Origin of the sequence: Paenisporosarcina quisquiliarum (genome assembly GCF_027563315.1) — a bacterium.
GTDB classification, from domain to species: domain Bacteria; phylum Bacillota; class Bacilli; order Bacillales_A; family Planococcaceae; genus Paenisporosarcina; species Paenisporosarcina quisquiliarum.
In genome coordinates this window covers 1-12,179 of record NZ_JAMKBJ010000004.1, presented here as the reverse complement: position 1 = coordinate 12,179, position 12,179 = coordinate 1, and the positions used below count along the sequence as shown (strand labels likewise).

Below are 12,179 nucleotides of genomic sequence, written 5' to 3'. Positions count from 1 at the left end.
AAGGGTGGATTTATGCGTAGCCGTTTATTTGCAGGAGTAGTTGTACTGTTAATGCTTTTATTAACAGCATGTGGGGCGGAGTCAAAAGAAGATGTGTTGAAGAAGTTGAGTAGTAAATGGGTTGACACAAAAGGGTACGAGTTAGAAGCACAGATGCAAATCAGTACAGGTTCAGAACCACGTCTTTACGAAGTAAGCGTATGGCACACAAAACCAGAATTTTACCGTGTGAAAGTTAGCCAAGCGGAAGAAGATGTTTCACAAACGATTGTTCGAAATAAAGAAGGGGTGTTTGTCATCACTCCGACATTAGGCAAGACATACAAATTCCAGAGCGATTGGCCGGAAAAAAATAGCCAAGCCTATTTAATCGGTTCACTTGCACAAGATATTAAAGCGGATAAAGAATCAGTTATGACTGAAAACAAAAATTCGTATATCTTTGAAACAAAAACTAGAAACAGTCACCAGAAAATGTTGCCGACTCAACAAATCTTTATTAGCAAGAAAACATTGCTTCCAACAAAAGTATCGATCCTGAACGATCAAAAACAAGAACAAATTTTGATTACTTTTGATAAGATTACGTTAGGGACTTCAAGAAGCGCTGCTGATTACAAAGCGGATATGCCTTCTGAGGAAACAACAGAAAATGAAACAGCTAGTACAGATGCAGAGTTACCTGTATTCCAAACGCATTATCCTACTTTACAGTGGGAAGGCGTAGATAAGCTTGATGAAAAAGTGATTAAAAATGATAAAGAAGAACGCGTCATCATGACATATGGCGGCAATAAAGAGTTCACGATCATTCAATCACCAATTACGAAAAAATCTGTAGACCTAGTTCCTGTATTTGCTGCTGGAGACCCAGCTGATCTTGGATTTGCCATCGGTGCAATTACAGATAAATCAATCAGTTGGGAACAAAATGGCGTACAGTTCTTCCTGGCATCCGATTCAATGACTCGTGAAGAAATGATTACAGTAGCTTCATCCATGACAGCAGGAGATTTAAAATAATAACTTCATACTAACTATCTACTAACTATCGAACCCTAAATGAGGAATGACCATGCAACCAGCTAATTTTTATCGACCAACATTCGCACAAATTGATTTGAATGCGTTACAAATGAATATACTTAATCTGAAGAAACATATTGGACCAGCCGTAGATGTAATTGCGGTAGTAAAAGCAAATGCTTATGGGCATGGTGATTTTGAAGTATCGACAGCTGCAGTAAAGGCAGGGGCAAGCATGCTTGCCGTTGCCACACCAGATGAAGCGATTCGTTTGCGAGCAAGTGGCATCGAATCGCCCATTCTCGTGATGGGTGCATCTCCCCCCTCCTTTGCAGTCACTGCTAGCCAAAACGACATTATGCTTACCGTTTTTCAAACAGATTGGTTTCTTCATATTCCGGCCTTACCCAATATGCTGAAAATACATATTAAAATCGACACTGGCATGGGTAGGTTAGGTGTAACTACGGAATCAGAATTAAGCACTCTTATTCAAACCATCAATCATCGACAAGATGTCGTGATTGATGGTGTCTTTACTCATTTTGCGACGGCAGATGATGAAGATGTTGTCCAGTATACAAGCCAGTTGGAAAAGTTCAAAACATTTCTGCATTGCTTTCCTGAAAGACCACGGTGCATTCATACCGCGAACAGTGCCGCTGCATTAATGCACAAAGAATCTTTATTCGATGCAGTAAGGTACGGAATTTCAATGTACGGACTTTCACCATCAGCTTACGTTGATCAAGGGCTTCCGTTTCCATTGGAAAGAGTCATGAGCTTGCATACAGAAGTTGTGCATGTAAAAAAAGTGCCTGCAGGTTCTTCAATCAGTTATGGTGCTACTTACACTGCCGATGAGGATGAGTGGATTGCCACCCTTCCAATTGGGTATGCGGATGGTATGCTTCGGGGGTTAAGTGGACAAGAAGTGTTGATTCAAGGGAAGAGGTTGCCGGTAATTGGACGTATCTGTATGGATCAATGCATGGTCCGTCTAAATGGACATGTTTCCATTGGCGAGCCGGTAGTGTTAATTGGAAGACAAGGAAATGAACAAGTAAACATTGAAGAATGGGCCCAGAAACTGCAAACAATATCGTACGAAATTCCTTGTGTACTGACAAATCGAGTGCCGAGGACATATACGCCATAGTGTTCGACATAAACCGACCAAACTAAAAATATTGTCAGATATTTTCCTTCTTTGTCTTCTCATACCAAGTATTGAATGGTAAGATAGAAAAGTATTGAAAAGAGGGACGGGTTTGTCGGAGGTGTTGACTGTGAATGAAAAGAGAGAAACAAAGGAAGTTATCGTTAAGCTTCCGCGACAATTTGTGAACGATCTTGATAGACAGAAAGAGCAACAACTGGCTGAGCCAGGAGAGTTTGTTTATATTTCGACAAAAAAAGTGATTAAACATGTTCAACCCAATCTTATACGAGAAGCGATGATCAAGGGCTACGTGGAAATGTCCCATATCAACTTGTCTATTGCAAGCGAGTGTCTGCATTTGGAATACGAAGCGGAGCATACGGTGGAGCGTCTCGTAAGCGGAGGATGAAATCTTGAACGTAAAACGTGGTGACGTTTTTTTTGCTGACTTATCGCCAGTTGTCGGGTCTGAACAAGGTGGAACAAGGCCCGTTCTGGTGATACAAAACGATATCGGGAATCGTTTCAGCCCAACAGTCATCATTGCGGCTATCACGGCGCAAATTCAAAAAGCAAAATTACCAACACATGTAGAAATCAATGCTAAAAAGTATGGGTTTGAACGGGATTCTGTTATTTTGCTTGAACAATTGCGTACGATTGATAAATCGCGGCTGACCGATAAAATTACCCAGCTGGATGATGTACTGATGGAAGAAGTAGATGAGGCGCTTGAAATAAGTCTTGGCCTTGTAAAGTTTTAATCATACATAACATAACGAATGAACATCGTGCGCAGCTTCTGCGGACGGTGTTTTTTTGAAGACGATTAAAAAACGTGTGTAGTTGGCTATTTTCAGATACAATAAAAGGTAGGTATGAATTTGATTCGAGGAGGCTTCACCGAACTGTATGAATAAACACATGGCAACATTCATTCAAGATAATCTAGATGAAATATTAGTAAGATGGCAGGAAATGATGAAAGACGATTCAGATGAAAAATTCTTTCAAATCATGTCGCAAGATGTCATCAATAAGACAAGCCGTGAATTTGCAGAGTTAATGATCTCTAATTTGTTTGAAGGCGAAAATAATTATGAAAATCGTTTAAATGAGTTCACGAGTAAAGTGGTCCGTTTTGGTTGGTCCATCAGCTTTGTCATGAAAGCAATTAACCATTTTGCACAAGTTGTTTATGACATGTTAGAGCAAAACAAAACTATTACTGAACAGAACATGAAAGAATACGTGATGGTATTTGCTGAGTGGATTAATCCAATGCGTGATGGCATCGTTGAAACGTATGCAAAGACATGGGAACGTACAGTGCAATTACAAAAAATTGCCTTGCAAGAACTGTCAGCATCCTTGATTCCTGTTTTTGATAAGATTTCGGTTATGCCCCTTGTCGGAACAATCGACACGGAACGCGCAAAATTGATTATGGAGAACTTATTGGACGGTGTCGTTAAACACCGTGCAGAAGTCGTATTATTGGATATTACAGGTGTACCGGTTGTGGATACAATGGTTGCACATCATATCATTCAGGCAGCAGACGCAGTTCGTTTAGTTGGAGCGAAGTGTATGCTCGTCGGAATTCGGCCTGAAATTGCGCAAACAATCGTTACTTTAGGAATTAACTTGAAAGATTTCACAACTACTAGCACATTGCAACGTGGTGTGGAACAAGCATTAGCATGGACAAACCGCAAAATCGTGGAGGTGGAAGAGGATTGAACTTACGTATACCGATCTTGAAGTTAAAAGATACCTTAATTGTTTCAATTCAATGGGAGCTTGATGACCAAACTGCACTACAATTCCAAGAAGATTTACTAACCAAAATGCATGAAACAAGCGCACGTGGAGTGGTAATCGATTTAACACCAATCGATTTTATTGACTCTTTCATCGCTAAAGTTCTAGGTGATGTCATCAGTATGTCTGGATTAATGGGTGCCAAAGTGGTAATTACAGGAATTCAGCCTGCGGTAGCAATTACACTTATCGAATTGGGAATTCGTTTAGAAGATGTAATGACAGCATTAGACTTAGAGAATGGTCTTGAAAAACTCCAACGAGAATTGGAGGCCTAAGTATGGGTTATCGGTCTTCTGTAGAAATTTTAACAGAGTGGGACATTGTTGCTGCTAGACAACTTGGTCGTAACGAAGCAAAGGAAGTTGGCTTTGGTACTGTTGACCAAGCCCGTATCACAACGGCAATCAGTGAACTAGCTCGTAATATTTACTTATATGCGGGAAAAGGTAAAATCGAAATTGAACGTATATCAGAAGGCGGATCATTTGGCATAATTATTATCGCATCAGACGAAGGACCGGGAATTCCCGATGTTCGAAAAGTGATGGAGGATGGCTTCTCCACTTCTGGTGGATTAGGTGCTGGTATGCCTGGAGTAAAACGTTTAATGGATGATTTTAAAATAGAAACAGTTTTAGGTGAAGGAACCGTCATTAAAGCGACGAAGTGGATTCGCTAGGAGGTTAGATATAAATGCCTCAAGAAATTGAACGGCAATATAAAGAAATACTCCGACAGTATGTCATGCGTCAAACAGAGCAAAATTTATATGCAGGCCAAAACTTCAGCCGTCAGCTGATCCAAAAAAACATAGCTCCTGAAGAGGTAATTAGCATACATAAGGCAGCACTTGAAGAAATGTTTCCTGAGTTGCCAATGAATGTTTGGCATTCATTTGATTTGCTAATCGAAATGATGATCCGTTATGGGCTTGCTCATGCGGAACATCAAAGCTTGTTGGAGCAGCAGGAAGAAATTAAGGTTGAAATGGATTTAGCGGCCAATGTTCAACGGACATTATTGAAAACAACTGTTCCTGAAGTTGCTGGTCTGGAGATTGGTCTTGTTTCTGTTCCGGCTCGAAAGATGAATGGGGATTATATTTATTTTCTCAGCGACGATTTAAAAAACGCTGGTGTTGCAGTTGCTGATGTCATCGGTAAAGGAATTCCTGCTGCACTTTGCATGTCCATGATTAAGTACGGGATGGACAGTTTGCAGGATGCAACGTCCGATCCCAAAAAAGTATTGGATATTATTAATCGCATTGTTGAGAAAAGTGTCGATGACGATATGTTTATCTCTATGTTTTACGGCCGTTATAATGTCGAACAATCTGTCTTTACATATGCATCGGCAGGTCACGAACCTGCTCTTTTTTATGATGCACAAAAAGGAGAGTTTTCTGAACTCCATGCAAAAGGTCTTTTGCTGGGTGTTGTACCGAATGTTACGTATGCACAACACGAGGTTAAAATGGAATACGGTGATTTTATCGTTATGATGACGGACGGTGTAACGGAGTGTAGAACGGATGAAGGATTCATTGAACAGGAAATCATTGCTTCCTTAATACATTCATTACGCGATGAATCTGCTCAAACCATCGTTGATACTGTGTATAAAGAACTAGAGAAGATGCAAAATTTTGAGCTTCGTGATGATTTTACGCTAGTTATTTTCAAAAAAACGCACTAATTAGGTTTAAAAAAATATCTTAGTGGTATTTAGTAAGTACAAAGAAAAAGATAAGTAGATGGACGGGGTGCAATAGATGAATATTCAGGTCGTATTAAAAGAAGAAGAGAATTTCGTTAAAGGTTTTATTAGCGGGGAAATTGATGCGTTTACTGCACCAATTTTACGAGAAAAATTAGCGACAGTACAACCAAAAGAAGGTTTGCAAGCTGAATTGGATATGTCAGACGTATCTTATATGGATAGTACTGGTTTGGGTGTTATTGTTGCGTTCTTCAAGAATATTAATGCCGATAATGGTCATGTTAAGTTAACGGGATTATCGCCTCGTCTAAAGAGATTATTTGATATAACAGGTCTTGGTGAAATTATGCATATTGAGACAGACGATAAAGGTGGAAACTGATCATGAGACCATTTGATTATGTAGAAATTAGAGTACCTGCAAAACCACAATATGTGGGTGTTGCGCGTTTAACTATATCTGGATTAGCCAGTCGTATTGGTTTTACTTACGATGATATCGAAGATTTAAAAATCGCTTCTTCTGAAGCAATTACAAATGCTGTACAACATGCTTATGCTGGAGTGGATGAAGGCGAAGTAGTGGTAGGTTGTGCACTTTATCCAGATAAAATTGAAATCATGGTTGCTGACCATGGGAAAAGCTTCAACTTTGAAGAAACGAAAGCCAAAGTTGGACCTTATCATGAAGAACAGGAAGTTCAGTTTTTACGCGAAGGTGGACTAGGCCTGTACTTAATAGAAACTTTAATGGATGAAGTAAAAGTCCACCACCAAGAAGGCGTAACCGTCTTTATGACAAAATATGTCGGAGAAGAGCAGGTGGAAGAGAATGTCGAAACTATCTCCTCCTAATCATCAAACCAAAGAACAAATTCTTGAGTGGATTAAAGCTTATCAAGAGTCTGAGGATGAAGAGGCTCAAACCAATCTGGTTTTAAATTACCAACGATTAGTCGAATCAATCGCTCGAAAATATTCTAACGGGAAATCGTACCACGAAGATATCGTTCAAGTTGGTATGTTAGGTTTACTTGGTGCGATTCGTCGATACGATCCCGAATTTGGGAGAACGTTTGAAGCCTTCGCAGTTCCGACAATCATCGGCGAAATCAAACGTTTTCTACGTGACAAAACATGGGCAGTCCATGTTCCACGTCGCATCAAAGAGCTGGGACCACGAATTAAATCTGCTGTTGAAACACTAACCACCGAACTTCAACGCTCACCTAAAGTTGTGGAAATTGCTGAATATCTTGAAGTAGATGAAGATGACGTATTAGAAGCAATGGAAATGGGTAAAAGCTACCAAGCTCTTTCGATGGACCATTCCCTTGAGTCTGATTCGGATGGAAGTAGCATTACTTTATTTGACGTTATTGGTCAGCAAGACGATGGGTATGAAAAAACAGATCAGCGTATGTTAGTGGCAAATGCACTCAGTGTCCTCTCCGAGCGGGAGAAACAAGTCATCCAGTTTACATATATAGATCAACTAAGCCAAAAAGAAGCCGGCGACAAACTAGGTATTTCCCAAATGCATGTTTCCCGATTACAACGTAAAGCCATCAAAAAGTTACAAGATGCTATTCTTGCAGCAGGTGGCGTATCGTAATGCGCTCAATACGGCATCCGTATATAGAAGTATTCGTCTATCAGGAAGCAAAAGAAGGAAACAATGAATCGGGAGATACGTATTTCACGTATATGAATGAAGATTACTTTTTATGTGCCATTGCTGATGGCTTAGGCAATGGACCAATTGCTAGACAATCGTCCGAAATCATACCGATGATTTTGACGGAATATCATCATGAAACAATTGATGAACTTTTGTTAAGATGCAATGAACTCATGTTTCAAAAACGTGGAGCAGCTGTGGCTATTGTTAAAGTTGATTTTTCAGCTAAGACGATTGCATATAGCTGTGTCGGAAACATCAAGTTTTATATGACTAGAAAAGACGATGATAAAATGATTTATCCATTACCAGTAATGGGCTATTTATCGGGAAGACCTACAAAACTTCGAACTCAAAGCTATTCATATAAACCAGGTGATTTATTCTTGTTCCATTCGGATGGTGTCGTATTAGGTAATCCTAAGAGCACAATGCGAAATAGTACAGGTGCTTATGACCTGCACCAAACATTAATTGACACCATTGAACATGGTGATGATGCAACATTTATCGCAGGAAGCCTGCTCCAATAAAATGGAGTGGGTTTTTTTGTGTTCTAAAAGATGGTGCATTCGTCACTCAATTGCTCAACATTTCAATGCGTAGCTAAGGAAGCGCAAGCGCTTTGCGGTTTGCTTGTGTTAAAATAAATGGGTGTAAAGCGAAAGGATGATAAGTCACATGGACGCTAAACAAATGATGCAACGAATCGCTAAAGAAACAAATGTACGACCTGCGCAAGCCCAACAAGTTATTGATTTGCTTGAAGAAGGAAATACTGTTCCTTTCATTGCACGATACCGAAAAGAAGCAACAGGCTCGTTGGATGAAGTGCAAATTAAAGCGGTTGAAGATCGATACCGTTACATACAGCAACTAGAACAACGAAAAGAAGAAGTGATGCGCTTAATCGATGAACAAGGGAAGTTAACGGAAGAGTTGTCCCAAGCGATACAAGCAGCCACTGTTCTTCAAAGACTTGAAGATTTATATCGACCATATAAACAAAAACGCAGAACGAAAGCAACCATCGCAAAAGAAAAAGGATTAGAAACACTAGCCGCTTTATTATTAACATATTCTCAAACACAACCTGAAGATCTAGCAAAAGATTTCATCAATGAAGAAAAAGAAGTCTTGAGTGTAGAAGAAGCTTTGCAGGGTGCCCGTGATATTTTAGCTGAACAATTTGCGGATGACGCAAAAATCCGTGAAAAGGTTCGAAACTTAACACGCGCGGAAGGATCAATCGTATCCACGGTAAAAAAGCAGGAAGCCGATGAGAAAAGCGTCTTTGAAATGTATTATGACTACTCGGAGCCTGTTAAGAAAATTGTTCCGCATCGTGTGCTTGCGCTGAACCGTGGAGAAAAAGAAGATATTTTGAAGATTCACTTTCATGCACCCGTGGATCGGATTTTAAGTGTCATGCGTGATGAATGGATTCCAACCCATAGCTCTTCACCAAGTATTGGCCAGGTGACCGAAGCGATTGAGGATTCCTATAAACGTCTGATTGCTCCTTCAGTAGAACGGGAAATCAGAACGGAGCTAACCGAGATAGGTGAAACACAAGCCATTCATATCTTCTCGGAAAACTTGCGAAACCTTTTATTACAGCCGCCATTGAAAGGTAAAGTCGTTCTTGGGGTAGACCCAGCATATCGCACTGGTTGTAAGTTAGCAGTCGTTGATGATACGGGTAAGCTTCAAGAAGTGTCCGTGATTTATCCTCATCCACCAAAAGCAGATCCGGTCGGGTCGAAGAAAACGATTCTAGATGTATTAAAGAGATACCCTGTCTCCATCGTTGCGATTGGTAACGGAACAGCATCTCGTGAGACAGAGCAATTCATTGCAGAGTGTTTGAAAGAAGCAGACCGTGAAATTGCATATGTTATTGTGAATGAAGCGGGAGCCAGTGTGTACTCAGCATCAGACACTGCACGTGCTGAATTTCCTCATCTTCAAGTCGAACAACGCAGTGCAGTATCAATTGCACGAAGACTTCAGGATCCACTTTCTGAGCTAGTGAAAATTGAACCAAAAGCTGTAGGGGTTGGTCAATATCAACACGACGTTTCTCAAAAGAAACTGAACGAGTCATTAACATTCATAGTGGAAACCGCTGTTAACCAAGTAGGTGTTAATATAAATACGGCTTCTGCATCGTTATTACAATATGTGTCGGGTCTTTCGAAAACCGTAGCTGAAAATGTCATTATCATGCGAAATGAAAACGGCAAATTCACTTCTCGCGCACAACTGAAGAAAATCCCGCGTCTTGGTGCTAAAACTTATGAACAAGCTATTGGGTTCTTAAGAATTCCTGAAGCTAAAAACCCCTTTGACGCAACGGGTATCCATCCCGAAAGTTATCAAAGTGCTGAAGAAGTACTGAAAACAGCTGGATTATCGAAAGCGCAAATCGGTACGAAAGAAGCTGAACTCGCACTTAATGAAATAGATTTGAAAGAGCTAAGCGAACGATTGGATATTGGTGAAATCACGTTGAAAGATATCGTGGATACTTTGAAAAAACCGACACGTGACCCACGTGATCAATTCCCTCAACCATTATTGAAGACGGACGTTCTTCAAATGGAAGACTTGGCAAGTGGTATGGAATTGCAGGGAACAGTTCGTAATGTAGTAGATTTCGGTGCATTTGTAGACATCGGAGTAAAACAAGATGGGCTCGTGCATATTTCTAAATTGAAAAAAGGGTTCGTCAAACATCCTCTTGATGTCGTTGCACTAGGAGACATCGTGACTGTTTGGGTGGAACAAGTTGAAAAAACAAAAGGTCGCATATCATTAACGATGCTTCCGCCTGTAAAACAAAACTAAATGGAACCTGCCTATCGGATATTCGGTAGGTGGGTTCTAATGTATTCAAAGGATGAGTGGCATGACAAACGAAGAACTTCAACAACTGGTCATAAATATTTCGGAAACTGTTTTTCATAAACCTTTTAAACATGAAGCATATTTCAACAGTCGCCTCAAGACAACAGGGGGCCGATACATGTTGCAGACACATCATATTCAAATCAATCCAAAATCATTAGAACTACATGGTCGTGATGAACTTGAAGGAATCATCCGCCATGAATTATGCCATTACCATTTACATATAGAAGGAAAAGGTTACAAACATCGTGATAAAGAATTTAAAGATTTATTGAAAGTGACTAAATCTCCAAGATTTTGTGCAAACTTAGGGGCGGTGAAAAGAAAGAAAAAAGAAACCCAACATGTCTATGGCTGCATCTCTTGCGGTTTATTATATAGACGGAAAATTCGTTTAAATACTAACAAATACAGGTGTGGCAAGTGTTCTGGGCGTTTAATAAAAGTGGAATAATATTTGTTTAGAGAAAATGGTCAAAAGTGGTTGACGTGGAAGAACTACCTCCCTATAATAAGAAAAGTCGATTAGTTACATAACATTATTCCGAAGTAGCTCAGTGGTAGAGCAATCGACTGTTAATCGATTGGTCGTAGGTTCGAGTCCTACCTTCGGAGCCATTATCGGCCCCTTGGTCAAGCGGTTAAGACACCGCCCTTTCACGGCGGTAACACGGGTTCGAATCCCGTAGGGGTCACCAATCATTTTATAAACAAACTATGTTATACTCAATGCAGTTCTTTCTTATAGAATAGTACAAGCCTCTATAAAGAAATCGCGAGGATAGTGAAATTCACTTCTAAAGAAAATCGCGAGGGTGTTATTCTCTCTTTAGAGAAAACGCGGGGTGGAGCAAATCGCCAAACGAAGATGGCGATTAACGTCGAAGCAGGCGAAGCCGATGCAGACGTCCACTACGACATAAGCGTTGAAGCAATTATGTTTATAACAATAATATTATCGCGGGGTGGAGCAGCACGGTAGCTCGTTGGGCTCATAACCCAAAGGTCGCAGGTTCAAATCCTGCCCCCGCAACCAAATGGTCCCGTGGTGTAGCGGTTAACATGCCTGCCTGTCACGCAGGAGATCGCGGGTTCGATTCCCGTCGGGACCGCCATTTTTTATTGGGGTATAGCCAAGCGGTAAGGCAACGGATTTTGATTCCGTCACGCCCTGGTTCGAATCCAGGTACCCCAGCCATATATTTTTCTAAGTTTGCGAGCCATTAGCTCAGTTGGTAGAGCATCTGACTTTTAATCAGAGGGTCGTAGGTTCGAATCCTACATGGCTCATAATTTTGTTGTTGACTTCTTGAATTAACGTGATATACTAAATCTTGTCGTTAAAACATCAAGCGGTCGTGGCGGAATGGCAGACGCGCTAGGTTGAGGGCCTAGTGGGAGAAATCCCGTGGAAGTTCGACTCTTCTCGGCCGCACCAAAAATTCTTTGCGCCCGTAGCTCAATTGGATAGAGCGTCTGACTACGGATCAGAAGGTTGTGGGTTCGACTCCTGCCGGGCGCGCCAAATTACCTTCTATATAATATAATAATGCGGGTGTAGTTTAGTGGTAAAACCTCAGCCTTCCAAGCTGATGATGAGGGTTCGATTCCCTTCACCCGCTCCATATAATTTACCTAATGAACCTTGAAAACTGAACAGCAAAACGTCAACAATAAAGCGGAACACACTTCGGTGTGGGAAGCAAAACTTGAACTTAAACGTTCATTATAAACGTCATTAATTTGACGCCAGCAACAAAGTCGAGCTAATCGACTCACCTATTATGGAGAGTTTGATCCTGGCTCAGGACGAACGCTGGCGGCGTGCCTAATACATGCAAGTCGAGC

General features: G+C 40.7%; 14 protein-coding genes, 9 tRNA genes and 1 rRNA gene. All 24 read left to right on the top strand.

The window, feature by feature from the left end; all coding sequences use genetic code 11:
- Positions 1 to 12 precede the first annotated feature (12 nt).
- Entirely contained in the window at positions 13 to 1,023 is a 1,011-nt protein-coding gene (locus tag M9R32_RS05885) for a LolA family protein (protein ID WP_269925801.1), read from the top strand.
- Between the two features lie 52 nt (positions 1,024 to 1,075).
- Positions 1,076 to 2,185: an alanine racemase gene (gene alr / locus M9R32_RS05880; RefSeq protein WP_269925800.1), complete on the top strand. Its 1,110-nt coding sequence runs from the start codon at positions 1,076 to 1,078 to the stop codon at positions 2,183 to 2,185.
- Between the two features lie 130 nt (positions 2,186 to 2,315).
- Positions 2,316 to 2,597 (top strand): transcriptional regulator, encoded by a 282-nt coding sequence (locus tag M9R32_RS05875; RefSeq protein WP_269925799.1) that lies wholly within the window; start codon positions 2,316 to 2,318, stop codon positions 2,595 to 2,597.
- Between the two features lie 4 nt (positions 2,598 to 2,601).
- The gene (locus M9R32_RS05870; RefSeq protein ID WP_016429759.1) at positions 2,602 to 2,952 is read left to right on the top strand and encodes a type II toxin-antitoxin system PemK/MazF family toxin; all 351 of its coding nucleotides are present in this window, start codon (positions 2,602 to 2,604) and stop codon (positions 2,950 to 2,952) included.
- A 148-nt stretch (positions 2,953 to 3,100) separates the two neighbouring features.
- Entirely contained in the window at positions 3,101 to 3,931 is an 831-nt protein-coding gene (locus M9R32_RS05865; protein ID WP_269925798.1) for an RsbT co-antagonist protein RsbRA, read from the top strand.
- Positions 3,928 to 4,290, top strand: coding sequence for an STAS domain-containing protein (locus tag M9R32_RS05860; RefSeq protein ID WP_024536814.1), 363 nt, complete (start codon positions 3,928 to 3,930; stop codon positions 4,288 to 4,290). The genes M9R32_RS05865 and M9R32_RS05860 overlap by 4 nt, the downstream gene beginning before the upstream one ends.
- 2 nt (positions 4,291 to 4,292) lie before the next feature.
- Positions 4,293 to 4,694 (top strand): anti-sigma regulatory factor, encoded by a 402-nt coding sequence (locus M9R32_RS05855; RefSeq protein WP_269925797.1) that lies wholly within the window; start codon positions 4,293 to 4,295, stop codon positions 4,692 to 4,694.
- Between the two features lie 14 nt (positions 4,695 to 4,708).
- Complete coding sequence (locus M9R32_RS05850) at positions 4,709 to 5,713, top strand: PP2C family protein-serine/threonine phosphatase (protein WP_269925796.1); 1,005 nt, start codon at positions 4,709 to 4,711, stop codon at positions 5,711 to 5,713.
- Positions 5,714 to 5,789: 76 nt separating this feature from the next.
- Positions 5,790 to 6,119: an anti-sigma factor antagonist gene (locus tag M9R32_RS05845; protein WP_269925795.1), complete on the top strand. Its 330-nt coding sequence runs from the start codon at positions 5,790 to 5,792 to the stop codon at positions 6,117 to 6,119.
- A gap of 2 nt (positions 6,120 to 6,121) precedes the next feature.
- Positions 6,122 to 6,592: an anti-sigma B factor RsbW gene (gene rsbW, locus M9R32_RS05840; protein WP_269925794.1), complete on the top strand. Its 471-nt coding sequence runs from the start codon at positions 6,122 to 6,124 to the stop codon at positions 6,590 to 6,592.
- Complete coding sequence (gene sigB / locus M9R32_RS05835) at positions 6,570 to 7,352, top strand: RNA polymerase sigma factor SigB (protein ID WP_269925793.1); 783 nt, start codon at positions 6,570 to 6,572, stop codon at positions 7,350 to 7,352. The genes rsbW and sigB overlap by 23 nt, the downstream gene beginning before the upstream one ends.
- A complete protein-coding gene (locus M9R32_RS05830; RefSeq protein WP_269925792.1) occupies positions 7,352 to 7,951 on the top strand; it encodes a PP2C family serine/threonine-protein phosphatase in 600 nt (199 codons plus the stop codon). The genes sigB and M9R32_RS05830 overlap by 1 nt, the downstream gene beginning before the upstream one ends.
- A 148-nt stretch (positions 7,952 to 8,099) precedes the next feature.
- A complete protein-coding gene (locus tag M9R32_RS05825; protein ID WP_269925791.1) occupies positions 8,100 to 10,268 on the top strand; it encodes a Tex family protein in 2,169 nt (722 codons plus the stop codon).
- Positions 10,269 to 10,329: 61 nt separating this feature from the next.
- Positions 10,330 to 10,785, top strand: coding sequence for a SprT family protein (locus M9R32_RS05820; RefSeq protein WP_269925790.1), 456 nt, complete (start codon positions 10,330 to 10,332; stop codon positions 10,783 to 10,785).
- A gap of 89 nt (positions 10,786 to 10,874) precedes the next feature.
- Positions 10,875 to 10,949: transfer RNA gene (locus tag M9R32_RS05815), tRNA-Asn, on the top strand.
- 5 nt (positions 10,950 to 10,954) lie between these two features.
- Positions 10,955 to 11,029, top strand: a tRNA-Glu gene (locus tag M9R32_RS05810).
- A gap of 261 nt (positions 11,030 to 11,290) precedes the next feature.
- Positions 11,291 to 11,367, top strand: a tRNA-Met gene (locus M9R32_RS05805).
- 3 nt (positions 11,368 to 11,370) lie between these two features.
- Positions 11,371 to 11,446: transfer RNA gene (locus tag M9R32_RS05800), tRNA-Asp, on the top strand.
- 8 nt (positions 11,447 to 11,454) lie between these two features.
- Positions 11,455 to 11,529 (top strand) — tRNA-Gln (locus M9R32_RS05795).
- Between the two features lie 19 nt (positions 11,530 to 11,548).
- Positions 11,549 to 11,621, top strand: a tRNA-Lys gene (locus tag M9R32_RS05790).
- A gap of 62 nt (positions 11,622 to 11,683) precedes the next feature.
- Positions 11,684 to 11,769, top strand: a tRNA-Leu gene (locus M9R32_RS05785).
- A gap of 10 nt (positions 11,770 to 11,779) precedes the next feature.
- A tRNA-Arg gene (locus M9R32_RS05780) sits at positions 11,780 to 11,856 on the top strand.
- A gap of 26 nt (positions 11,857 to 11,882) precedes the next feature.
- A tRNA-Gly gene (locus tag M9R32_RS05775) sits at positions 11,883 to 11,956 on the top strand.
- Positions 11,957 to 12,112: 156 nt separating this feature from the next.
- Positions 12,113 to 12,179 (top strand): 16S ribosomal RNA (locus tag M9R32_RS05770); the annotation flags it as partial.

Coding starts and splice junctions, on each gene's coding strand:
- M9R32_RS05820 (WP_269925790.1), top strand. CDS start 10,330: ATGACAAACGAAGAACTTCAACAACTGGTCATAAATATTTCGGAAACT.
- M9R32_RS05865 (WP_269925798.1), top strand. CDS start 3,101: ATGAATAAACACATGGCAACATTCATTCAAGATAATCTAGATGAAATA.
- alr (WP_269925800.1), top strand. CDS start 1,076: ATGCAACCAGCTAATTTTTATCGACCAACATTCGCACAAATTGATTTG.
- sigB (WP_269925793.1), top strand. CDS start 6,570: ATGTCGAAACTATCTCCTCCTAATCATCAAACCAAAGAACAAATTCTT.
- rsbW (WP_269925794.1), top strand. CDS start 6,122: ATGAGACCATTTGATTATGTAGAAATTAGAGTACCTGCAAAACCACAA.
- M9R32_RS05855 (WP_269925797.1), top strand. CDS start 4,293: ATGGGTTATCGGTCTTCTGTAGAAATTTTAACAGAGTGGGACATTGTT.
- M9R32_RS05885 (WP_269925801.1), top strand. CDS start 13: ATGCGTAGCCGTTTATTTGCAGGAGTAGTTGTACTGTTAATGCTTTTA.
- M9R32_RS05850 (WP_269925796.1), top strand. CDS start 4,709: ATGCCTCAAGAAATTGAACGGCAATATAAAGAAATACTCCGACAGTAT.
- M9R32_RS05830 (WP_269925792.1), top strand. CDS start 7,352: ATGCGCTCAATACGGCATCCGTATATAGAAGTATTCGTCTATCAGGAA.
- M9R32_RS05825 (WP_269925791.1), top strand. CDS start 8,100: ATGGACGCTAAACAAATGATGCAACGAATCGCTAAAGAAACAAATGTA.
- M9R32_RS05845 (WP_269925795.1), top strand. CDS start 5,790: ATGAATATTCAGGTCGTATTAAAAGAAGAAGAGAATTTCGTTAAAGGT.